Annotated in this window: 19 protein-coding genes and 1 tRNA gene; 15 read left to right on the top strand and 5 right to left on the bottom strand. The window is 73.7% G+C overall.

Annotated elements, in window-relative coordinates; all coding sequences use genetic code 11:
- The first annotated feature begins 84 nt into the window (after nucleotides 1–84).
- From AQJ66_RS14435 to htpX, 7 genes are all read left to right on the top strand, one after another.
- Nucleotides 85–579, top strand: coding sequence for a 4Fe-4S binding protein (locus AQJ66_RS14435; protein WP_061920928.1), 495 nt, complete (start codon nucleotides 85–87; stop codon nucleotides 577–579).
- The gene (locus AQJ66_RS14430) at nucleotides 576–1,154 is read left to right on the top strand and encodes an NADH-quinone oxidoreductase subunit J family protein (RefSeq protein WP_061920848.1); all 579 of its coding nucleotides are present in this window, start codon (nucleotides 576–578) and stop codon (nucleotides 1,152–1,154) included. The genes AQJ66_RS14435 and AQJ66_RS14430 overlap by 4 nt, the downstream gene beginning before the upstream one ends.
- Nucleotides 1,154–1,534 (top strand): NADH-quinone oxidoreductase subunit NuoK, encoded by a 381-nt coding sequence (gene nuoK / locus AQJ66_RS14425; RefSeq protein ID WP_061920846.1) that lies wholly within the window; start codon nucleotides 1,154–1,156, stop codon nucleotides 1,532–1,534. The genes AQJ66_RS14430 and nuoK overlap by 1 nt, the downstream gene beginning before the upstream one ends.
- Nucleotides 1,531–3,525: an NADH-quinone oxidoreductase subunit 5 family protein gene (locus tag AQJ66_RS14420; protein ID WP_061920844.1), complete on the top strand. Its 1,995-nt coding sequence runs from the start codon at nucleotides 1,531–1,533 to the stop codon at nucleotides 3,523–3,525. Before nuoK ends, AQJ66_RS14420 begins: the two co-directional genes overlap by 4 nt.
- 6 nt (nucleotides 3,526–3,531) lie before the next feature.
- Nucleotides 3,532–5,106, top strand: coding sequence for an NADH-quinone oxidoreductase subunit M (locus tag AQJ66_RS14415; protein ID WP_061920842.1), 1,575 nt, complete (start codon nucleotides 3,532–3,534; stop codon nucleotides 5,104–5,106).
- Nucleotides 5,103–6,620, top strand: coding sequence for an NADH-quinone oxidoreductase subunit N (locus AQJ66_RS14410; RefSeq protein WP_061920840.1), 1,518 nt, complete (start codon nucleotides 5,103–5,105; stop codon nucleotides 6,618–6,620). The genes AQJ66_RS14415 and AQJ66_RS14410 overlap by 4 nt, the downstream gene beginning before the upstream one ends.
- 214 nt (nucleotides 6,621–6,834) lie before the next feature.
- Nucleotides 6,835–7,698 carry a zinc metalloprotease HtpX gene (htpX, locus tag AQJ66_RS14405; RefSeq protein ID WP_061920838.1) on the top strand — a complete coding sequence of 288 codons (864 nt, stop codon included), beginning with the start codon at nucleotides 6,835–6,837 and terminating at the stop codon, nucleotides 7,696–7,698.
- A 24-nt stretch (nucleotides 7,699–7,722) separates the two neighbouring features.
- Here the strand turns inward: htpX and AQJ66_RS14400 are convergent, their stop codons facing one another.
- On the bottom strand, nucleotides 7,723–8,124 hold the full coding sequence (locus tag AQJ66_RS14400) for a YccF domain-containing protein (protein ID WP_061920836.1): 402 nt from the start codon (nucleotides 8,122–8,124) through the stop codon (nucleotides 7,723–7,725).
- A 759-nt stretch (nucleotides 8,125–8,883) separates the two neighbouring features.
- Between AQJ66_RS14400 and AQJ66_RS14395 the strand changes: the two genes are divergently transcribed.
- The 5 genes from AQJ66_RS14395 (at nucleotide 8,884) to AQJ66_RS14375 (ending at nucleotide 15,380) form a co-directional block, all read left to right on the top strand.
- Nucleotides 8,884–10,059 carry a cytochrome P450 gene (locus tag AQJ66_RS14395; protein ID WP_061920834.1) on the top strand — a complete coding sequence of 392 codons (1,176 nt, stop codon included), beginning with the start codon at nucleotides 8,884–8,886 and terminating at the stop codon, nucleotides 10,057–10,059.
- Entirely contained in the window at nucleotides 10,052–11,215 is a 1,164-nt protein-coding gene (locus tag AQJ66_RS14390) for a cytochrome P450 (protein ID WP_061920832.1), read from the top strand. Before AQJ66_RS14395 ends, AQJ66_RS14390 begins: the two co-directional genes overlap by 8 nt.
- On the top strand, nucleotides 11,212–13,014 hold the full coding sequence (locus AQJ66_RS14385; protein WP_061920830.1) for a S9 family peptidase: 1,803 nt from the start codon (nucleotides 11,212–11,214) through the stop codon (nucleotides 13,012–13,014). Before AQJ66_RS14390 ends, AQJ66_RS14385 begins: the two co-directional genes overlap by 4 nt.
- A gap of 28 nt (nucleotides 13,015–13,042) precedes the next feature.
- Nucleotides 13,043–14,029 carry an aspartyl/asparaginyl beta-hydroxylase domain-containing protein gene (locus AQJ66_RS14380; RefSeq protein ID WP_061920828.1) on the top strand — a complete coding sequence of 329 codons (987 nt, stop codon included), beginning with the start codon at nucleotides 13,043–13,045 and terminating at the stop codon, nucleotides 14,027–14,029.
- A 91-nt stretch (nucleotides 14,030–14,120) separates the two neighbouring features.
- The gene (locus AQJ66_RS14375; protein ID WP_061920826.1) at nucleotides 14,121–15,380 is read left to right on the top strand and encodes an MFS transporter; all 1,260 of its coding nucleotides are present in this window, start codon (nucleotides 14,121–14,123) and stop codon (nucleotides 15,378–15,380) included.
- Nucleotides 15,381–15,417: 37 nt separating this feature from the next.
- Here AQJ66_RS14375 and AQJ66_RS14370 read toward each other — a convergent pair whose 3' ends face one another.
- A complete protein-coding gene (locus AQJ66_RS14370; protein ID WP_061920824.1) occupies nucleotides 15,418–16,671 on the bottom strand; it encodes an APC family permease in 1,254 nt (417 codons plus the stop codon).
- A gap of 155 nt (nucleotides 16,672–16,826) precedes the next feature.
- Between AQJ66_RS14370 and AQJ66_RS14365 the strand changes: the two genes are divergently transcribed.
- Entirely contained in the window at nucleotides 16,827–17,093 is a 267-nt protein-coding gene (locus AQJ66_RS14365) for a GlsB/YeaQ/YmgE family stress response membrane protein (protein WP_061920823.1), read from the top strand.
- Nucleotides 17,094–17,148: 55 nt separating this feature from the next.
- On the opposite strand, the gene AQJ66_RS14360 is transcribed toward AQJ66_RS14365, so the two are convergent.
- Entirely contained in the window at nucleotides 17,149–17,637 is a 489-nt protein-coding gene (locus tag AQJ66_RS14360; protein WP_030174428.1) for a YajQ family cyclic di-GMP-binding protein, read from the bottom strand.
- Between the two features lie 238 nt (nucleotides 17,638–17,875).
- On the opposite strand from AQJ66_RS14360, the gene AQJ66_RS14355 reads away from it, so the two are divergent.
- Together AQJ66_RS14355 and AQJ66_RS14350 are read left to right on the top strand one after the other, a co-directional pair.
- Nucleotides 17,876–17,957: transfer RNA gene (locus AQJ66_RS14355), tRNA-Tyr, on the top strand.
- 93 nt (nucleotides 17,958–18,050) lie between these two features.
- Nucleotides 18,051–18,263, top strand: a complete 213-nt coding sequence (locus tag AQJ66_RS14350) for a hypothetical protein (RefSeq protein WP_061920926.1) — start codon at nucleotides 18,051–18,053, stop codon at nucleotides 18,261–18,263.
- 10 nt (nucleotides 18,264–18,273) lie between these two features.
- Here AQJ66_RS14350 and AQJ66_RS14345 read toward each other — a convergent pair whose 3' ends face one another.
- Both AQJ66_RS14345 and AQJ66_RS14340 read right to left on the bottom strand, forming a co-directional pair.
- On the bottom strand, nucleotides 18,274–18,930 hold the full coding sequence (locus tag AQJ66_RS14345) for an SDR family oxidoreductase (RefSeq protein ID WP_061920820.1): 657 nt from the start codon (nucleotides 18,928–18,930) through the stop codon (nucleotides 18,274–18,276).
- Nucleotides 18,931–18,984: 54 nt separating this feature from the next.
- A complete protein-coding gene (locus tag AQJ66_RS14340) occupies nucleotides 18,985–20,253 on the bottom strand; it encodes an amidohydrolase family protein (RefSeq protein ID WP_061920818.1) in 1,269 nt (422 codons plus the stop codon).
- Between the last annotated feature and the right edge of the window lie 13 nt (nucleotides 20,254–20,266).

Below are 20,266 nucleotides of genomic sequence, written 5' to 3'. Positions count from 1 at the left end.
CCCTCGACGACGCCCTCCGGGCGGCCCCGCCCGTCGTTCCCCGGCTCCGGCCTGGCCAAGGGCCTGGCCGTCACCCTGCGCACGATGACGAAGAAGACCGTCACGGAGCAGTACCCGGACACCCTCCCCGAGCTCCCGCCCCGCAGCCGCGGGGTGATCGGCCTGTTCGAGGAGAACTGCACGGTCTGCATGCTGTGCGCCCGCGAGTGCCCGGACTGGTGCATCTACATCGACTCCCACAAGGAGACCGTCCCGGCGGCGGCCCCCGGCGGCCGCGAACGCAGCCGCAACGTCCTCGACCGGTTCGCCATCGACTTCTCCCTGTGCATGTACTGCGGCATCTGCATCGAGGTCTGCCCGTTCGACGCCCTGTTCTGGTCCCCGGAGTTCGAGTACGCCGAGACCGACATCCGCGACCTCACCCACGAACGCGACAAGCTCCGCGAGTGGATGTGGACCGTCCCGGCCCCGCCCGCCCTCGACCCGGGCGCGGAGGAGCCGAAGGAGATCGCCGCCGCCCGCAAGAGCGCCGAGAAGCTCGCCGCGGCCCGCGCCGAGGCCGGGGAGGCGGACGCGTGAACCTCGCCGCAGCACCCCACGGCTTCCTGTCCCCGACCGGCGTCGAGATCGCCTTCCTGCTCGTCGGCCTCGTCACCTTCGGCGCCGCGCTCGTCACCGTCACCACCCGGCAGCTGGTGCACGCCGCCCTGTGGCTGGTGGTCGCGCTCGGCGGCCTCGCCGTCGAGTACCTGCTGCTCACGGCCGAGTTCATCGCCTGGGTGCAGGTCCTCGTCTACGTCGGCGCCGTCGTCGTCCTCCTGCTGTTCGGCCTGATGCTCACCAAGGCCCCCATCGGCCGCTCCCCGGACGCCGACTCCGGCAACCGCTGGGTCGCCCTGACCGTGGCGGCCGCCGCCGCGGGCGCCCTGGTCTGGGTGGTCGTCGACGCCTTCCGCACCACCTGGATCGACCTCGACGGCCCGCCCGCCGGCACCACCCGCGTCACCGGCGAGAGCCTCTTCCGCAACTGGGTCCTGCCCTTCGAGGCCCTCTCCGTCCTGCTCCTCGCGGCCCTCGTCGGCGCGATCGTCCTGTCCCGCAAGGCGAAGGCGGACACGGCCGGCGCCCCCGGTGCCAAGGAAGGCGCCCGCTGATGCACCTCGCCTACCCCGCCGTCCTCTCCGCCCTGCTCTTCTGCACCGGCCTGTACGGCGTCCTCGCCCGGCGCAACGCGATCCTGGTCCTGATGTCGGTCGAGCTGATGCTCAACGCCGTCAACCTCAACCTCGTCGCCTTCGACGTCTGGCTCAGCCGGGCCGCCCGCGACACCCTGCACTCCGGCCAGGCGCTGACCCTGTTCACCGTCGCCGTCGCCGCCGCCGAGATCGGCATCGGCCTGGCGATCGTGCTCGCCGTGTACCGCAACCGCGGCACCTCCGACATCGACCGGCTCCGCGACACCGCCGAGGGCCACGGCGGCGACGGCCCCGACGGCGGCACCCCCGCGGCCGAGAAGGCCGAGGCCACCGCGTGACCACGACCACCCTCGCCGTCCTCGTCCCGCTGCTGCCGTTCCTGGGCGCCGCGGCCGGGCTGCTGCTCGGCCGCACCGCGCCCGGGTTCGTCCGCCCGCTCGCCGTCCTGCCGCCGCTGGCCGCGCTCGTCCTGGCCGCGCTGGTCGCCGTACGCCAGGGCGGCGGCCAGGCCGTCGACGCCCACACCGAGCTGACGCCCACCGGTTCCGTGCCGATCGAACTGGCCCTGCACATCGACGGCTTCGCCGCGCTCGTCGCCGTCCTGGTCGCCTTCGTCGCCTCCTGCGTGCAGATCTACTCGACGGGCTACCTGCGCGACGACCCGCGCTACCCCTCCTACGCCGCCCTCGTCTCCCTGTTCACCTCCGCGATGCTCCTGGTCGTCTACTCCGGCGACCTGATCGTGCTGCTGGTCGGCTGGGAGGTCATGGGTATCTGCTCCTACTTCCTGGTCGGCCACTACTGGGAGACCCCCGAGGCCCGCGCCGCCTCCCTGAAGGCCTTCCTGGTCACCAAGCTCGGCGACGTGCCGTTCCTCATCGGCCTGTTCGCCCTGGCCACCGAGGCCGGGTCGTTCCAGATCACCCGCGTCCTCGGTGCCGTGGCGAGCGGTGGCATCGACCACCCGACCGTCATCGCCCTGCTGCTGCTCGCGGGCGTGGCCGGGAAGTCGGCGCAGTTCCCGCTGCACACCTGGCTCCCGGACGCGATGGCGGGCCCCACGCCCGTCTCGGCGCTCATCCACGCCGCGACGATGGTCGCCGCCGGCGTCTACTTCACCGCCCGTCTCCTCCCGCTCTTCGAGGCCTCCGCGGCCGCGATGGTGGTCCTCGCCGTCATGGCCGCCGTCACCATGACCGGCTCCGGTCTCGCCGCGCTCGCCCAGGACGACATCAAGCGCGTCCTCGCCTACTCGACGATCGGCCAGCTCGGCTACATGACCGGCGCCCTCGCCGTCGGCGACCGCGGCGCCGCCGTCTTCCACCTCCTGTCCCACGGCGCCTTCAAGGCGCTGCTGTTCCTCGCTGCCGGCGTGGTCATCCACGCCGCGGGCACCAACTCGCTCGCCGCCATGTCCCGCACGCACGGCCTGCGCGACCGCGTCCCGGACGCCTACTGGACGATGACCGTGGCCCTGCTCGCGCTCGCCGCGATCCCGCCCTTCAGCGGCTTCTTCTCCAAGGAGTCCGTCCTCGGCGCCGCCGAGCACGTCACCTCCGGCCACACCGGCCAAGCCCCCGGCGCGGCCGGCTGGATCGTCCTCGTCGCCGGCCTGCTCACGGCCCTGCTCACCGCCGCCTACGCCACCCGCCTGTGGCTGCTGGCCTTCTACGGGCGGGGCGCCGAGGCCTCCGACCACGGCCGCCAGCCCCTCACCATGACCGTGGTGCTGTGGGTCCTCGCCGTGCCGTCGCTCGCCTTCGGCGGCCTCGCCTACCGCGCCCTGCCCGGCTGGTTCGACGGCCGCGACCTGACCCCGAGCCTCCTCACCTCCATCCTCGGCACGGGCCTGGCCGTCGTCGGTGGACTGCTCACCTACGGCGTCTGGCAGCGCACCCCCGCGTTCGCCGCCCGGACACCGCTCGGCGCGGTCGCCGCCCACCCGGAGGGCGACGCCGGCCTGGTCGAGGCCGAGGCCATCGCCAGCCACGAGCCGGCCTACGGAAGCCTCGCCTCCGCCCCCGACCCCGCCGACCCCGGACGGCGGCTGCTCGGCCCGCTGCACCGGCACGCGGCCGCCGGCTTCCACCTGGACGCCCTGTACGCGGCCCTGTTCGTCCGCCCGGTGCAGGGCGGAGCGAGTCTCGTCCGGTTCCTGGACCGCGAGGTCGTCGACACCTATGTACGCGGCGCGGCCGCCCTGCCCCGGCTGCTCGGGGCCGCCGTGCGGCGCGCGCAGACCGGCAATGTGCAGACCTATGTGAGCGCGCTGCTCGCCGGCACCGTCGTCCTGGCGGTCGCCGTCGTCCTCGTCGCCACGGGAGCGTGAGCAGGCGTGATCGATATCAGCGAGTCCGTGATGCAGTTCCTTCTGGCGTTCGTCGTCGCCGGCCCGCTCCTCGGTGCCGCCGCCGCCCTCCTCCCGGCTCCGCCCGGGCTGAAGGGGAAGTCGCCCGAACAGGCCGTGCTGCGGCACGGCGTGACCGTGACCGGCGTGATCCTCGTCGCCGCGATCGCCCTCGCGCTCGGCTTCGACCACGACCACCCGTCGAGGATGCAGGCCACGACCGACATCAGCTGGATCCCCGCACTCGACGTGCGGATCCACCTCGGCATCGACGGCATCTCCCTCCCCCTCCTGGTCCTGACCGCGCTGCTGGCCTTCCTCTGCGCGCTCTACTCGTACTTCAAGCCGCCCACGGGCCCGTCCCCGAAGGCGTTCGTCGCCCTGCTGCTCCTGCTCGAGTCCGGCACCCTCGCCACCTTCGCCGTCCTCGACCTGCTGCTGTTCTTCCTCGCCTTCGAGACCGTGCTCATCCCGATGTACTTCCTCATCGCCCGCTGGGGCGGCGAGGGCCGGACCCGGGCCGCGTGGAAGTTCATCCTCTTCACGCTGCTCGGCTCCGTCGTCATGCTGCTCGGCCTGCTCCTGATCGGTCTCAAGGCGGGCACGTTCGACATGGTGGCACTCGCCACTGACAACGGCCGGTCGCTGACCACGTCCGTGCAGGTCGTCGCCGTACTGGCGATCGGGATCGGGCTCGCGGTCAAGACACCGATGTGGCCGCTGCACAGCTGGCTGCCCGACGCGCACACCGCCGCCCCGACCGTCGGCTCCGTGCTGCTGGCCGGCGTCCTGCTGAAGATGGGCACGTACGGGTTCGTGCGCATCCTGCTGCCGGTCGCCCCGCAGGGCTTCCACACCTTCGCGCCCTATCTCGCCGCGTTCGCCGTCGTCGGGATCATCTACGGGTCCCTGGCCTGCCTGGCCCTGGCCAGGCGGGGCGCGAAGGGCGACCTCAAGCGGCTCATCGCCTACTCCTCCGTCGGCCACATGGGCTTCGTCCTGCTCGGCATCGCCACCATGACCCCGACCGGCGTGAACGGCGCCCTGTTCGCCAACATCGCCCACGGCCTCATCACAGGCCTGCTGTTCTTCCTGGTCGGCGGGATCAAGGACCGCACCGGCACCACCGACCTCGACACCCTGTCCGAGAAGACGGGCGCCGCGCTGTACGGCAGGGCACCGCGGCTCGGCGGACTGCTCGCCTTCGGCGCCGTCGCCTCGCTCGGCCTGCCCGGCCTCGCCGGGTTCTGGGGCGAGATGCTGGCCCTGTTCGGCGCCTTCCGGCCCGCCGGCGACCTCAGCCGGCCCGCGTTCCTCACCTTCATGGCGATCGGCGCCTTCGGCACCCTGCTGACGGCCGCGTACATGCTCGTCGTGGTCCGCCGGGTCTGCATGGGCGGTGCCGAGCGGGAGGTCCCGCGACTCGCCGACGTGCGCGGGTACGAGTTCGCGGCCTGGACCCCGCTCGTCGCCCTCACCGTCGTCGCCGGACTGTGGCCCCGGGCCCTGCTCGGCCTCACCGATCCGGCCGTGCAGCAGCTCCTCGCAGGAGGGACCCGATGAGCGCCCAGCCGCTTGCCGCGTCGCTGGTCCAGTCCGTCGACTGGCTCGCGATCGCACCGCCCACCCTGACCGCCGTCGTGGGCCTCGCCGTCCTCGTCGCCGACCTGTTCGTCCCCGAGGCGAGGAAGGCCGTCCTCGGCTGGGTCTCGGTCGCGGGGCTCGCCGCGGCCGCCGTCCTGCTGCTGCCCCTGCTCGACGGCGACCGCAGCACCTTCTGCCTGACCGGCCACGCGCGCGCGTGCAGCTACACCGCCGACCACTTCACCCTCGTCATCCAGTTCCTCGTCCTGGGCGGCGCCCTCCTCGCGGCCCTGCTGTCGGTGACGAACCTCAAGGACGACCACGAGCGCGTCCCCGCGGGCGAGTTCTGGTTCCTGCTGCTCTCCTCGGCGGCCGGCGCCGCCCTGCTGCCCGCCTCCCGCGACCTCGCCACCCTGATCGTCGCCCTGGAGGTCGCCTCCCTGCCGGCCTTCGCGCTCGTCGGCATCCGCCACGGCGACAAGCGGTCCTCCGAGGCCGCGCTGAAGTTCTTCCTGTCCTCGGTCACCGCCACCGCGGTGAGCCTGATGGGCGTCAGCTTCGTCTACGCCTCCACCGGCACCCTCTACCTCACCCAGGTCGCCCAGCGCCTCCCGCACACCGGCGCGCAGCTGACCACCCTCGCCCAGACCGGCGTCGTCCTCACCCTGGTCGGCTTCGCGTTCAAGACCGCCGCCGTCCCCTTCCACTTCTGGGTGCCCGACACCTACGTGGGCGCGCCGCTGCCCGTCGCCGCCTACCTGTCGGTCGTCGGCAAGGCGGTCGGCTTCTCCGGTTTGATCCTGGTCACCGTCGTCGCCTTCCCGTCGTACGCGGGGGTGTGGGGCCCGGCGCTCGCCGCACTGGCGGCCCTGACCATGACCGTCGGCAACGTCGGCGCCCTGCGCCAGCAGGCCACGCGCGCGTACAGCGCCGTACGCCTGCTCGCCTGGTCCTCCGTCGGCCAGGCCGGCTACCTCCTCGTGCCGATCGCCGCCGCCGGGTACGCCGACGACCCGCGGAAGGCCATCGGCTCCACGGTCGCCTACGCCCTCATGTACGCCGCCGTGAACCTCGGCGCCTTCGCGGTGGCCGCCCTCGTGGGCCGCACCCGGACCGCCAACCGGATCAGCGACTACCGGGGCCTGTACGCCGCGAACCCGGCGGCCGCCCTCCTCCTGGCCTTCTTCCTGCTGTGCCTCGCCGGCCTCCCGCCCGGTGTCATCGGGCTGTTCGCCAAGGTCACCGTGTTCTCGGCGGCCGTGGACGCGGGCCTCGGCTGGCTCGCCGTCGTCATGGCCGTCAACGTGGTGATCGCCCTCTTCTACTACCTGCAGTGGACCGCGCTGCTGTTCCGCGCTCCCGAGGGCGAACCCGCCCGGCACCGCGTCCCCGCGCCCCTCACCGCCGCGCTCGCCCTCACCGGCGTCCTCGGCGTGGCCCTGTCCGGCGCCCCCCAGCTGGTCCTGCGCTTCGCCGCCACCGGGCTGTTCTGAGCCCCCGCGGCAGCCCGCCGGAGGACTCGCCCCGCCCGCGCGGGGCACCCGTGCTCCCACGCGCGCGAGAGGCCGTGGGAGCACGTCACCCGGACGGCCGACGCGCGCCGCCGCCCGGACCAGGGAACTCGCGGCGGCCGCCTGGCGTTGACCAGAGCGGGAGGGTCCACTGGACCGAAAGCGTTCCCCTGCTGCACGACTTGGAGGGCGTACCGTGCACCGCCGGCACAACGGGCTAAGGACCGCAGTACTCCTCGGGGGACTGTCCGCACTCATCATCGTCATCGGCAGCTTCTTCGGCCGCACCGGGCTGATCGTCGCCGTCCTGATCGCGCTCGGCACGAACGCCTACGCGTACTGGAACAGCGACAAGCTGGCGCTGCGCGCGATGCGCGCCCGCCCGGTGAGCGAGTTCGAGGCCCCCGGGCTGTACCGGATGGTCCGCGAGCTGTCCACGCAGGCCCGCCAGCCCATGCCCCGCCTGTACATCTCCCCGACCGAGGCCCCCAACGCCTTCGCGACGGGCCGCAATCCGCGCAACGCGGCGGTGTGCTGCACGGAGGGCATCCTGCGCCTGCTCGACGAGCGCGAGCTGCGCGGTGTCATCGGCCACGAGCTGAGCCACGTCTACAACCGGGACATCCTGATCTCCTCCGTGGCCGGCGCCCTCGCCTCCGTGATCATGTTCCTGGTCAACTTCGCCTGGCTCATCCCGGTCGGCCGCTCGGACGACGACGACGGCCCCGGCCTGCTCGGCATGCTCCTGGTCATGATCCTGGGCCCGCTGGCCGCCAGCCTCATCCAGCTCGCCATCAGCCGCTCCCGGGAGTACGAGGCGGACGCCTCCGGCGCCCAGCTCACCGGCGACCCCCTCGCCCTGGCGAGCGCCCTGCGCAAGCTGGAGACGGGCACCCAGCAGCTCCCGCTGCCCCCCGAGCCCCGGATCGAGACCGCGAGCCACATGATGATCGCGAACCCGTTCCGTCCCGGCCGGGGCCTGTCGAAGATGTTCTCCACGCACCCGCCGATGGCGGAGCGCATCGCCCGGCTCGAGGCGATGGCGGGTCGCCACCGCTGAGCCGCCCACCTCCCGGACGGTGTGTCAGCGGGCCCCGAAGCGCTGGTCCGTGGGGACGATCTCCCGCCCGAGCGGCATGAGCGAGATGGGGATGAGCTTCAGGTTGGCCCACCCGAAGGGGATCCCGATGATCGACACGAACAGCGGAATGCTCGTCACCAGGTGGGCCAGCGCCAGCCACCACCCGGCGAAGATCACCCAGATCACGTTCCCGAGGAACGACCCCGCCCCGGCGCCCGGCCGGTCCACGGTGGTCCGGCCGAACGGCCACAGCACGAACCCGGCGATGCGCAGCGACGCGATGCCGAACGGGATGGTGATGATCAGGATGAAGCAGATCAGCGCGGCGATCAGGTAACCGATCGCCATCCAGAGGCCGCAGAAGACGAGCCACAGCACGTTGAGCAGCAGGTTGAACACCTTCATGATCGCTACCTCTCGGGGTCGCTCCGCCGGCATGCCTGCTGCCCCAGTATCGGCTGACGAGGGGCGCGGGGCCGAACGCAGTGTCTCCGCGGGCCGAGGGCATGCATATTCGGACACCACCTGTCCGGCACCGGACGCATGAGGCCCGGCCGGGCCCGCCGGACCTGCCGGAACCGGGGAATCCGGGTACGGACGCCGCAGAGGCGTCCGCGCCGATGGGCGCAGGCGGCACGCGCCGTCACGCACGTCCCGGGCGTGGCGGCGAAGCGGCCACTCCTCACCCTTGACTGCCGGCACCGCTGGAGCCGTCGATGCCGTCCCACCCGTCCGCGCACCCGCGTCCCTCCTGCACTGCCAGCGGGAGAAGACCGCGGCAAGTGCCCGGGGCAGCTGCCCCGGACGGATGGTCAAACATTCACGTGCCGCCTCTTTCGGCCACATCCCGCCCGAGGGCAATCACCGGGACCATGGCTGTCCGGGCGTCATTGGCAAGCGGACAAACTCCGTTAATCCGGGCCTGCCGAAAACAACCGAGTGTCGTTGACGGGGCCATGGCGGCTACTTACATTCACTTCGGCTCGCTGCTCGGCGGGTCCCGGTGTGAACCGAAAGTCGTCTGGAGGTGCCGCCATGCGCTACGCCTACTGATAAAAGCTGCCGGCGGCCCGGGTCTTTTTCCGACCCGGGCCGCTGCTCTTCCGAGTGCCGGCGATACGCAATACCCACCCGGTATGTCAAACGAATTCATGGGGCCACGGTATGGACGGATACGACCCGCTCGACCCGGCGACTGTCGCCGACCCCCACCCGGTGTACCGCCGGCTGCGCGAGAACACCCCCGTCTTCTTCAGCGAGCGGCTCGACGCGTGGGTGCTGACCCGCTACGCCGACTGCCACCGGGTGCTCGGCGACACCGAGGGGTTCGCCGCGGACTGGCGTCGCGCCGGGCACGACGGAGGCCCCGCCTCCGTCGCCAGCATGCAGGAACTCGACCCGCCGGAGCACACCCCGCTGCGCCGCCTGTTCACCACGGCGTTCCGCGACCAGGACCTCGACGCCATCGGGGAGCGCGCGGCCGCCGAAGCGATCGCCGCGCTCGAACGATGCGCCGACCGGACGTCGTTCGACTTCACCGCGGAGGTGGCCCGTCCGGTCGCGCTGTCCGCGGTCTGCCGCCTGATCGGCGTCCAGGAGCCGCCCGTCTCCTCCTTCGCGGCCCTGTCGGACGCGCTGGTGCGCGGGATGGACGCCGGCCTGCTGCCCGAGGTGCTCGAACCGGCCCTCGCCGCCCGCCGGCAGATCAACGAGCTGATCGCCTCCTGGCACACCGAGGCGCCCCGCCCCGGCCTGCTGCGCGAGGTCCTGGCGGGCGCCGGACCGGCCGGGGTGTCCGAGGAGGCGGTGTGGAACAGCGTCCGGGTCCTGTTCCTCGCCGGGTTCAGCACCACCGTGGGTGCCGCGGCCAACGCCGTCCTCGCCCTGCTGGAGCACCCCGAGGCCCTCGAACGCATGCGGGACCCCGCGCTCCTCGCCACCGGCGTGGACGAGCTGCTGCGCTACGACGGACCGGTGCAGGGCACGAGCCGCGCCTGTGTGACCCGCACGGAGCTCGGCGGAGCCGTGATCGAGCGCGGCCAGGTCGTGCTGGCGCTCTTCGCCGCCGCGAACCGCGATCCCGAGCGCTTCCCCGACCCGGACGCCCTGGTCCTAGACCGGACCCCGAACCGGCACCTGTCGCTCGGCTGGGGCCCGCACGCCTGCTCCGGGGCGATATTGGCCCGCCTGATCATCCGCGCCCTGGTGGCCGCCCTGCTGAAGGCGCCCGCGCCGATGCGGCTCGCCGCCGCGCCGACCCGCGCCCCGCGGGCCACCCTCCGCTACCCCGACACCCTTCCCGTCACCCTCCGACCCGCTGGGAGCGCCGTCCATGCCTGAGCTGACCACGGAGTACAACCCCCTCGACCCCGCCACCCTGGACGACCCCTACCGGGTGTACGCGGAACTCCGTGCGGCCGGGACCCCGCTGTGGAGCGAACGGCTGGACAGCTGGGTCCTCACCTCCTACGACGACTGCCGGCAGGTGCTCCTCGACCACGAGCGCTTCGCCGCCGACTGGCGGCGGGCCGGCGAGACCGTGCCCGAGCCCGCCCTGGACGTCCACACGGTCGACCCGCCCGAGCACACGGCGATCTACGGCGTGCTCGCCGAGGCGCTGCGCGACATGACGTCCCCCGCCCTGGCCGCCCGGGTCCGGGCCCACGTCTCCGACCGGCTCGACGCGCTGCCGCCCGGCCCGGTGGACCTGATCACCACCTTCACCGAGCCGCTCGCCCGCTGGTTCATCCCCGAGGCCGTCGGCCTGCCGCACTTCGACCTCACCGAGATCCGGCCCGTCGCCGAGGCGATCACCCGCGCCATGGACTCCGGGCTCGTACCCGAGGCCCGCGAGCCCGGCGTCGCCGCCCAGCGCAAACTGGCCGCCCTCATCGACGGCTGGGTCGCCGCCATGTCCCCCGGCGAACCGATCCGGGACCTCGTCGACCGGGCCGGCGAGGCGGGCGTCCCGCACCAGCTCACCATGAACTCGCTGCGCACCCTGGTCGTCAACGGCTTCACCGCGGTCCCGGCATCGCTCGGCAACGCCCTGAACGCCCTGGCCCGCCTGGAAGCACCGCCGAAAGAGCTGTTCGACGCCCCGGAGACCCTGGAAAAGGCACCGCACGAGTTCTTCCGGTACGAGGCTCCCATTCAGGGCACGACCCGGCTCGCCGTCGCCGACACCGAATTCTCCGGAGTTCCCGTGCGGCGCGGTCAGGGAATGCTCATGCTGTTCGCCGCGGCCAACCGGGATCCGGCGCAATTCAGCGACCCCGACCGGCTGGATTTCAAACGAAAGGCGAATCACCACCTCTCCTTCGGATACGGCGCCCACGCCTGCACCGGATCCATGCTCGCCCATTTGCTGCTGCGGGAACTCCTCACCGTCCTCGCCGAACGGGGCATGGAGATCCGGCTGACCGGCCCCGCCGTGCACAAGCGCCTGGCGACCGTCCGCACGCTCGCCGAACTCCCGGCGGAAGTCGTCCGGTGACCGGCACCCCACCCGCGGCAGGACCCGGCGAGGAACGCTGGCAGGCCCGGGTCCGCGCCCCGCGCGTCACCCTGCCCCGGTGGGCCCGCGACGCCCCGGACCGCTGCCTCTACCGGTCCAACGCCTCGGGCACCTGGGAGCTGTACGCCTGGAACCGGACCGCCGGCACCCACCGCCAGGTCACCCGCCGCCCGCACGGCACCTGGACCGGCGCGGTGGACCCCGAGGGCGCCTGGATCTGGTGGTTCGCCGACCGCGACGGCGGCGAGTTCGGCGTGTGGACGCGCCAGCCGTTCGACGGCGGCCCCGACGAGCCCGCCACCCCGCTGGGCCCGGCCTACCCCGCCGGCCTCGCCCTCGGCACCGGCGGGCTCGCCGTCGTCGGTCGCGCCACCGCCGACGGCACCTCGGTCCACCTCTGCCGCCCCGGCGCCGACCCCGTGACCGTCTCCGAGCATCCGGGGGACGCCCGGGTGGCCGCGCTCTCCCGCGACGGCACCCTGATCGCCGTCGCCCACGACGAGCACGGCGACAGCCGCCACCCCGCACTGCGGGTGCTGCGCACCGACGGGACCACGGTCGCCGACCTCTGGGACGGCCCCGGCCTCGGACTCACCGCCGGCGCGTTCGGCCCCGCCCCCGGGGACGGCCGCCTCCTGGTGGAGCACGAGCGCCACGGCCGGACCGAGCCCCTGCTGTGGGACGTACGCACCGGAGAGGTACGGGAGATCGCGCTCGGCCTGCCGGGGGAGACGGCCGCCGACTGGTACCCGGACGGCTCCGCCCTCCTCGTCTCGCACACCCGGCACGCCCGCGACGAGCTGTACCGCTACGACGTGCGGTCGGGAGACCTCACCCGGATCCCCACCCCGCCCGGCTCCGTCGGCGTCCCCCTGGACCGGATCTCCGACGCCGCCGCGGCGCGCCCGGACGGATCCGTCGAGTACGCCTGGTCGTCGGCGGCGGAACCCCCCGTGGTGCGCTCCACGGCGACCGGCGTCCTCCTGACCCCGCCCGGACCGCCCTGTCCGCCCTCCGTACCGGTCGAGGACGTCTGGGTGGACGGCCCCGGCGGCCCGGTGCACGCCCTGGTGTCCCGGCCGCCCGGCTGGTCCGCCCCCGGCGCCTGCGTCTTCGAGGTGCACGGCGGTCCCATCGGCTTCGACGCCGACATCTTCGACCCCTCCGTCGCCGCGTGGGTCGACCACGGTTTCGCTGTCGTGCAGGTCAACTACCGCGGCTCCACGGGGTACGGCGCCCCGTGGCGCGACGCCATCGAGGGACGCCCGGGACTGACCGAGCTGGAGGACATCGACGCCGTCCGCGCCTGGGCCGTGGCGTCCGGCCTCGCCGACCCCCGCCGGCTGGTCCTGGCCGGCCGCTCCTGGGGCGGCTACCTGACGCTGCTCGGCCTCGGCACCCGCCCCGCGCACTGGGCCGTCGGCGTCGCCGCCATGCCGGTGGCCGACTACCTGGCCGCCTACGAGGACGAGACGGAGGAGCTGCGGGCCTACGACCGCTCCCTGTTCGGCGGCTCACCCGAGGAGGTCCCGGAACGCTACCGCGCCTCCTCCCCGCTCACCTACGCCGACCGGGTCACCGCCCCCCTCCTGGTCATCGCCGGGGAGAACGACCCCCGCTGCCCCATCCGGCAGATCGACAACTACGTCGCACGCGTCGCCGGCCTCGGTCTCGCGCACGAGGTCTACCGCTACGACGCGGGCCACGGCTCCCTCGTCGCCGAGGAACGCATCCGTCAGATCGCCGCCACCATCGGGTTCGCCCGCAAGCACGTCTGACCCGCACGCACCGATCTGGAGACACCGCATGACCGTGACCGACAACGCCGCCCCCACGATGCCCGCGGAGGCGGCACGGCTGGCGGCCGGCTTCGACACCGCGCGGCTCCTGGCCGACCTCGACGCCGTCCGCACCCACCAATGGAAGCTCCAGCGCTACTTCGGCGACGGGGTGGGCGCCCAGACCGAGGTCGACTGGCGCATCCTGCCGCTGCGCAGCCCCGGCGGCGACTCCTCGCGCACCGACCCGGGCGGGCCGGGAAGCGCGGATTGCGCGGACACGGAATGGCTGGCCCGCACCCCCTACCTGCGTCAGGTGCTCGCCTCGGTTCCCGCACCGCTGCGCGCGGTCCGGCTGATGGCCCTCGGACCGGGCGCCGTGAGCGACGTGCACAACGACACCAAGTACGGCCCGGCCTGGGGCGTGGCCCGCCTGCACGTGCCGATCACCACCCACCACGACGCCACCCTGGTGCTGGACGGCGTGACGCACCGGTGGCAGCCCGGCGAGTTCTGGTTCGGCGACTTCTCCCGCATGCACAAGGTCGAGAACACGGGCGCGCAGTCACGGGTGCACATGGTCGTCGACTGCCTGGTGGTGCCGGAACTGGCGAAGGTGTTCCCCGCCGAGTGGCAGGACTACCTCGCCCACGGCGAGGTGCTGTTCAACCGCCCGGAGACCCCCTTCACCGGCGACCCCGGCCGGCTGGCACGCCGTTTCGAGGTGCCGCCGCCCTTCGCCGACTGGGAGGAGGACGGGCTGTTCCCGGACACCCCGGAACGCGTCCCGGCCGAGATCACCGTCACGCCCGACGGCGTGGAACTCCGCGTCGCCCCCGACCAGAGCTTCCCCCTCGTCCACGTCGACGACGCCGAGTTCCGCTTCGCGGGCTGGAGCCAGGAGCGGACCCTCCAGCTCCTGGACGGACCCCGGCCCCGCGTCGCGCTGCGTACCCGCACCGGCCGGACCGTGCGCGAACTGATCGTCAACTCCGATCCGGTGCACGCGAGTTGACGGCCACGGGTTAGATTCTCTCGAACTGTCCGTGGACGAAGCGGCTCATGGAGGCGGTGCCCCCGCGGTGCCCGCCGTCCTGAGGAGGGGCATGCGGAAGTACCTCGACGTGCTGCGGATCGCCGACTTCCGGCGACTGTGGACCGGCTCCACCCTGAGCCTGCTCGGCGACGGGGCGAGCTGGACCGCGATGGCCTGGCTCGCCGTCACGCACGGCGGCGCGGCCTCGCTCTCCCTGCTCGGGCTGTGCTACACGGCACCCATTCTGGTCGGCGGAGTGCTCGGCGGCGTGGTCGTCGACCGCTACTCCCGCCGGATGCTGCTCATCGTCGACTCGCTGTGCCGCGGCGGCGCCATGGGAGCCGTTCCGCTGCTCGCACTCGCCGGACTCTTCCACCTCTGGCAGCTCTACGCGGCCGCCGCCGTCTGCGGCCTCTTCAAGATCCTGCCGATCGCCATCACCCCCGCCGTCGTCCCCGAACTCGTGCCGCGCGACCGGTTCGCGGCGGGCACCGCCCTGGAGACGATCGCGCAGGGCGTGGCCAGTCTCGTCGGACCGGCGATCGGCGGCGCGCTGATCCCCCTGCTCGGCGCCCAGGCCGTGCTCACCCTGGACGCGGCGACGTTCCTCGCCTTCCCGCTGTTCGTGCTGCGGATGGACCATCGGCTGCCCCGGCCGTCAGGGCCCGCAGGCGCGCGCGCCGACGGCTCCCGCAGCAGCTGGCTCCCGGTCGTCCGGCTGGTGCTGCGGGACCGGCCCCTGCTCGCCATCACCGTCGCCTTCAGCGCACTCAACACCGCCGCCGGCATGCTCATGGTGGTCCAGCCGTGGCTGGCCCACGACCGGCTCCGGGACGGCGCGGGCGTCCTGGGCCTGCTGGTGGCCGGCCTCGCCGCGGCCGAGCTGATCGGCTCGTTCGCCGGCGGCACCCTCGACGCGGCGACCCGCCCGATGCTGCGCATCGGCGCCTGCCAGCTGCTCGCCGGCACCGGCCTGCTGCTGCTCCTGGGCGGCCACCTGCCCGCCGTCCTCGCCGGCCAGCTGGTGTTCGGGGCGGGCAGTGCCCTCGCCACGGTCTCCTCCCAGGTGGTCCGGTACGCCCGGACGCCACCGGAACTCCTCGCCCGCACCATGACGTTGATGCGGACCCTGATGCTGGGCGCCATCCCCCTCGGCTCCCTGGTCGCGGGCCCGCTGCTCGCCGCCCACCGCTACACCGCGACCGTGCTGGTCATGGCGGGCGTCACCGTCGTCCCCGGCCTGCTGCTGTGCGCCGTCCGGGTCCCGGCCCCGCCCGCCGGCCCGGACCGGCCCGCGGACTCCGCCGAGGAGCACCTGGTGGAGGGCTGACCGGCCCGGACCGCACGTGGCCGCAGCCCCGGTGACGTCACGCGGCGTTCCGGCCTCCCCACCACCGCCGTACGCCGTAGGCCGCCACGCCGACGGCCAGCACGCCCGCGCCCGTGGCGACCGAGAGCGCCGGGAGGGCGAACGCCAGCGTGGCGCAGCCCAGCAGGCCCACGGCCGGTACGAGCCGGGCCCGCGGGGCCGGGTCCAGCGTCCAGGCGGAGGCGTTGGCCACGGCGTAGTAGGCCAGGACGCCGAAGGAGGAGAAGCCGATGGCGCCGCGCAGGTCCACCGTCGCGGCCAGCACGGCGACCACGGCGCCCACCGCCAGTTCCGCCCGGTGCGGCACCTGGAACCGCGGATGCACGGCGGCCAGCGCCGCGGGGAGATGGCGGTCGCGGGCCATGGCGAGCGTCGTCCGGGACACCCCGAGGATCAGCGCGAGCAGCGACCCGAGCGCGGCCACCGCGGCCCCCGCCCGCACCACGGGCACGAGCGACGGCACCCCCGCCGCCCGCACCGCGTCGGCGAGCGGCGCCGCCGCGTGCCCCAGCCGGCCGGCGCCGAGCACGCCCAGAGCGGCCACGGCCACCGCCACGTACACCACCAGGGTGATGCCGAGGGCGAGCGGGATGGCGCGGGGGATGGTGCGCGCCGGGTCCCGCACCTCCTCGCCGAGGGTCGCGATGCGCGCGTACCCGGCGAACGCGAAGAACAGCAGACCGGCCGCCTGCAGCACGCCACCCACGCCCGACGGCAGCCCGACGTCCAGCCGCCCGGCGTCGGCCCGCCCGGAGGCCAGGCAGAGGACCACCACGGCCGCGAGGACGGCCAGCACCACGGCCACGATCACCCGGGTCAGCCACGCCGACTTCTGGATGCCGCCGTAGTTCACGGCGGTCAGCACCACCACGGCCGCCACCGCCACCACGTGCTCGTGCCCCGGCCACACGTACGAGCCGACCGTCAGCGCCATGGCCGCGCAGGAGGCCGTCTTGCCGACCACGAACGCCCAGCCGGCGAGATACCCCCAGAACGGGCCGAGCCGCTCCCTGCCGTACACGTACGTGCCGCCCGACGCCGGGTAGCGGGCGGCCAGCCGGGCCGAGGACATGGCGTTGCAGTAGGCCACCGCGGCGGCGACGGCCAGCCCGAGCAGCAGCCCGGTGCCGGCGGCGCGGGCGGCGGGGCCCAGGGCGGAGAACACACCGGCCCCGATCATGGAGCCGAGGCCGACGACCACGGCGTCCCGCACGCCCAGGGTGCGCCGCAGGCCGGTGCCGGTGGAGGTCATGCGCCGCACCCTACTGAGCGACGCAACCGCGCGGTGGACCGCAGGCGTCCCCTCCATCGACACGGCACGAACACGCGCGCGGCGGACAGCCGGTCCTCACCGGATTCTCAGGGGCCGGACAGTGCGGACACAGCGCGGAAGGGCAGGTTCACGGCATGAGCATCATCGGTTGGATCATCCTGGGGCTTCTGGCCGGAGCCATCGCCAAGTTCCTGCTGCCGGGCCGGGACCCGGGCGGCTTCATCGGCACGACCCTCATCGGCATCGCGGGCGCGTTCATCGGCGGCTGGATCTCGTCCCGCTGGCTGGACCACCCGGTCAGCAAGCACTTCTACGACGGCGCGACCTGGGCCGCCGCGATCGGCGGCTCGCTCGTCCTGCTGATCGTCTACCGCATCCTGTTCGGCAACTCCCGGGACTGACCGGCCGCCGGCGGAACGGCAGGGTGGGCACCCGGACGGGTGCCCACGCGTCCTCCTACCGGTAGTTCACGAACTGCAGCGCGAAGTCGAAGTCCTTGCCCTTCAGCAGGGCGATCACGGCCTGCAGGTCGTCACGGCTCTTGGAGCTCACCCGCAGCTCGTCGCCCTGGACCTGGGCCTTCACGCCCTTGGGGCCCTCGTCGCGGATGATCTTCGCCACCTTCTTCGCGTTCTCCTGGGAGATGCCCTCCTCGATCGACGCGAAGATCTTGTACTCCTTGCCGGACAGCTGCGGCTCGCCCGCGTCCAGCGCCTTGAGTGAGATGCCGCGCTTGATCAGCTTGGACTGGAAGACGTCGAGGACGGCCTTCACCCGGTCCTCGGAGTTCGCCTCCATGAGGATCTTCTCCCCGGACCATGAGATCGAGGCACCCACGCCCTTGAAGTCGTAGCGCTGCGAGATCTCCTTGGCGGCCTGGTTGAGGGCGTTGTCGACCTCCTGCCGCTCGACCTTCGAGACGATGTCGAAACTGGAGTCGGCCATGTCCTGTGGCTCCTTGTATCGGGGTGCGAAATAGGTGCGAATCGGGAGCGCGCCGGCGTGTGAGGCGGCGGCCGCCGTGCCCGGCGTGCCGCCGGGCCGTATCCGCACCAGCCTAGCCACCCCACGCCCCGGGAGGTGGAGATCAACCGGGTGGCGAACCACCCCCCGGTATCGGGTATTGTTTACGTCGTTGCCACGGAGCACCGCCGAAAGGGGGTGCGAGCGGCAGCAAAACCCCGGCGGTGTGCCCGAGCGGCCAAAGGGAGCAGACTGTAAATCTGCCGGCTCAGCCTTCCCAGGTTCGAATCCTGGCGCCGCCACACTGGGGAAGACCCCCTTCGATCTGCCAAGTCGCAGAACGGAGGGGGTCTCTTCGTGCTTCCGGGGGGATGCCGCCGGGGCACACTGGCCGCATGGGGTCTCGTCGTAGAAGGTGTCCTGTGTGCCGGCGTGAGATCGCCGTCGTCGCCGGGCGGTTCGCGCGGCACGATCCGCCCGCGGGGCGGGAGAGCGGGGAGCTGGTCTCCTGCTCCGGGTCGCGGCGGCCGGCGCAACTCGAAGCGGTCCAGCCGGGGTTGGACGGCTACGTCCTGCCGGACTTCCCCGGCCAGCTGCCGCTCTTCTGAGCGGGTCCGCTCAGTTGCCCGCCACCGACTTCAACGCCACCGACACCGGCGTCGAACCGCTGATCAGCTCCAGCGTCAGGCCCGCCGTCGCCGGGGTGTCCACCAGTTCCGCCAGGACGGCCGCCACGTCCGCGCGCGGGATCGAGCCGCGCCCGGTGTGGGCCTCCATGCGGACCAGGCCGGTGCCCTCGTCGTTCGTGAGCGCGCCGGGGCGCAGGATCGTCCAGTCCAGGTTCTGCTGCCGGGCGACGTACGCGTCGGCCTCGCCCTTGGCGCGCAGGTACACGTCGAACACGTCGTCGCCCCGGTGCGCGGGGTCCGCGCCCATCGAGGACACCACCACGAAACGGCGCACGCCCGCGCGTACGGCCGCGTCGGCGAACAGCACCGCCGCGCCCCGGTCCACCGTGTCCTTGCGGCCCGCACCGCTGCCGGGGCCCGCGCCCGCCGCGAAGACCGCCGCGTCGGCGCCCTGCAGGTACGCCGCGACGCCCTCCACCGAGGCGGACTCCAGGTCGAGCAGGACCGGTTCGGCGCCGGCCGCGCGCAGGTCGTCGCCCTGCCCGGCGTCGCGGATGATCCCCGCGACCTCGTCCCCCCGCGCGGAGAGCAGCCGCTCCAGGTGCAGCGCTATCTGACCATGACCACCAGCGATGACAATGCGCATGATTCCGACCGTACGCCCGAACGGGCGTATCCGCCGCACGGCTCGGGACGACCCTCAGGACAACTCGCCCCGCCCCTGGCGCGGGAGCCCCGGCTCGGCCGCGGCCGCCGAGTTGCAGTACTCGCGGACCGCGCTCGTACGGGCCACCACGCGCCCCCGGTGCACCACGACACGGCTGTAGGCGAGGGACAGGGCCCCGGAGAGGCGGTCGCCGCGCACGGCGAGGAGCTCGGCGGGGAACCCGGCCTCCACGCGGACCTCGGGCAGGCCCAGGGCCGCGCGCGCTGAGCCGCTCACCGCGTCGTAGGCGTCCTCGGGCCGCAGGCCGTGGGCCGAGGCGAGGAGGTAGGCGGCCTCCAGCGGGTCGCCTCGGCCGACCGGGTTCGCGACGTCCCGCAGCGCGCCGCTTCCGGCCGCCACCCGCACCCCGGCCGCGCGCAGCAGCCGGACCGGGGCCGCGCCCCGCCGGTCGGCGGCCCCGCAGCCGCCCTGGGGCAGGCACACCACCGCCACCCCGGCCGCCGCGAGCTGCTCCGCGAGCCGGGCGGCCGCCTCGCCGGGCAGCCGGGCCAGACCGGCGCACGGGCCGACCGTCACACCGGGGCGCAGACCGCCGGCCATCGCCGCGAGCCGGGACAGCCGGGCCGGGTCGGCGGCGTCGGTGTGCAGGTCCACCGGGCAGCCGTGCTCCGAGGCCACCTCCAGGACCGCCTCCACGTACCCGGTGGGATCCGGGTCCAGGTCCGGGCAGCCGCCCACCACGGAGGCACCCATCCTCAGCGCGTCCCGCAGCATCGCTAGCCCGTCGGCCCCGGCCACCCCCGTCAGCAGGCGCGGCATCGCCACCGCGGTCAGCTCGGCGAGCCCCCGCAGGGAGCGCCGGGCCTGCAGGACGGCGCCGAGCGCCCCCAGACCCTGCACATCCCCCACGCGCACGTGCGCGCGTACCGCCGTCGCCCCGTGGCCGAGCTGGAGCAACGCCGCCTCCGTGGCCCGGCGCTGCACGACCTCCGGGGCGTACGACACCGGTCCGGGGTGCTCGGCGGACAGGGTGGTGTCGCCGTGGGCGTGCGGTTCGGCCGGGGCCGGCAGGAGCAGGTAGCCGCCGAGGTCCACGCGCGCGGCGCTCGTGCGCGCCGGACCGGGGGTCAGGCTGCCGGCCGTGCCGACCGCCTCGATGCGCCCGCCGCCCACCCGCACGTCCACCGTCCGGCCGTCGGTGAGCCGCGCCCCGCACAGCAGCAGGGGGGCCGGGTCGGGCTGCCCGGAGGGCCCCGACGAGTGCGGCGGCCACGGGGACGGCTGCGACTGGCTGTCGGGCATCGGACTCCAGGGG

The sequence above is a fragment of the Streptomyces bungoensis genome, from assembly GCF_001514215.1.
Lineage (GTDB): Bacteria > Actinomycetota > Actinomycetes > Streptomycetales > Streptomycetaceae > Streptomyces > Streptomyces bungoensis.
Note: the sequence above shows the minus strand (reverse complement) of the source record. Positions and strands in the feature narration are given on the sequence as shown.

Coding starts and splice junctions, on each gene's coding strand:
- AQJ66_RS14435 (WP_061920928.1), top strand. CDS start 85: ATGACGAAGAAGACCGTCACGGAGCAGTACCCGGACACCCTCCCCGAG.
- nuoK (WP_061920846.1), top strand. CDS start 1,154: ATGCACCTCGCCTACCCCGCCGTCCTCTCCGCCCTGCTCTTCTGCACC.
- AQJ66_RS14410 (WP_061920840.1), top strand. CDS start 5,103: ATGAGCGCCCAGCCGCTTGCCGCGTCGCTGGTCCAGTCCGTCGACTGG.
- AQJ66_RS14400 (WP_061920836.1), bottom strand. CDS start 8,124: ATGAAGGTGTTCAACCTGCTGCTCAACGTGCTGTGGCTCGTCTTCTGC.
- AQJ66_RS14395 (WP_061920834.1), top strand. CDS start 8,884: ATGGACGGATACGACCCGCTCGACCCGGCGACTGTCGCCGACCCCCAC.
- AQJ66_RS14390 (WP_061920832.1), top strand. CDS start 10,052: ATGCCTGAGCTGACCACGGAGTACAACCCCCTCGACCCCGCCACCCTG.
- AQJ66_RS14380 (WP_061920828.1), top strand. CDS start 13,043: ATGACCGTGACCGACAACGCCGCCCCCACGATGCCCGCGGAGGCGGCA.
- AQJ66_RS14375 (WP_061920826.1), top strand. CDS start 14,121: ATGCGGAAGTACCTCGACGTGCTGCGGATCGCCGACTTCCGGCGACTG.
- AQJ66_RS14370 (WP_061920824.1), bottom strand. CDS start 16,671: ATGACCTCCACCGGCACCGGCCTGCGGCGCACCCTGGGCGTGCGGGAC.
- AQJ66_RS14365 (WP_061920823.1), top strand. CDS start 16,827: ATGAGCATCATCGGTTGGATCATCCTGGGGCTTCTGGCCGGAGCCATC.
- AQJ66_RS14360 (WP_030174428.1), bottom strand. CDS start 17,637: ATGGCCGACTCCAGTTTCGACATCGTCTCGAAGGTCGAGCGGCAGGAG.
- AQJ66_RS14350 (WP_061920926.1), top strand. CDS start 18,051: ATGGGGTCTCGTCGTAGAAGGTGTCCTGTGTGCCGGCGTGAGATCGCC.
- AQJ66_RS14345 (WP_061920820.1), bottom strand. CDS start 18,930: ATGCGCATTGTCATCGCTGGTGGTCATGGTCAGATAGCGCTGCACCTG.
- AQJ66_RS14340 (WP_061920818.1), bottom strand. CDS start 20,253: ATGCCCGACAGCCAGTCGCAGCCGTCCCCGTGGCCGCCGCACTCGTCG.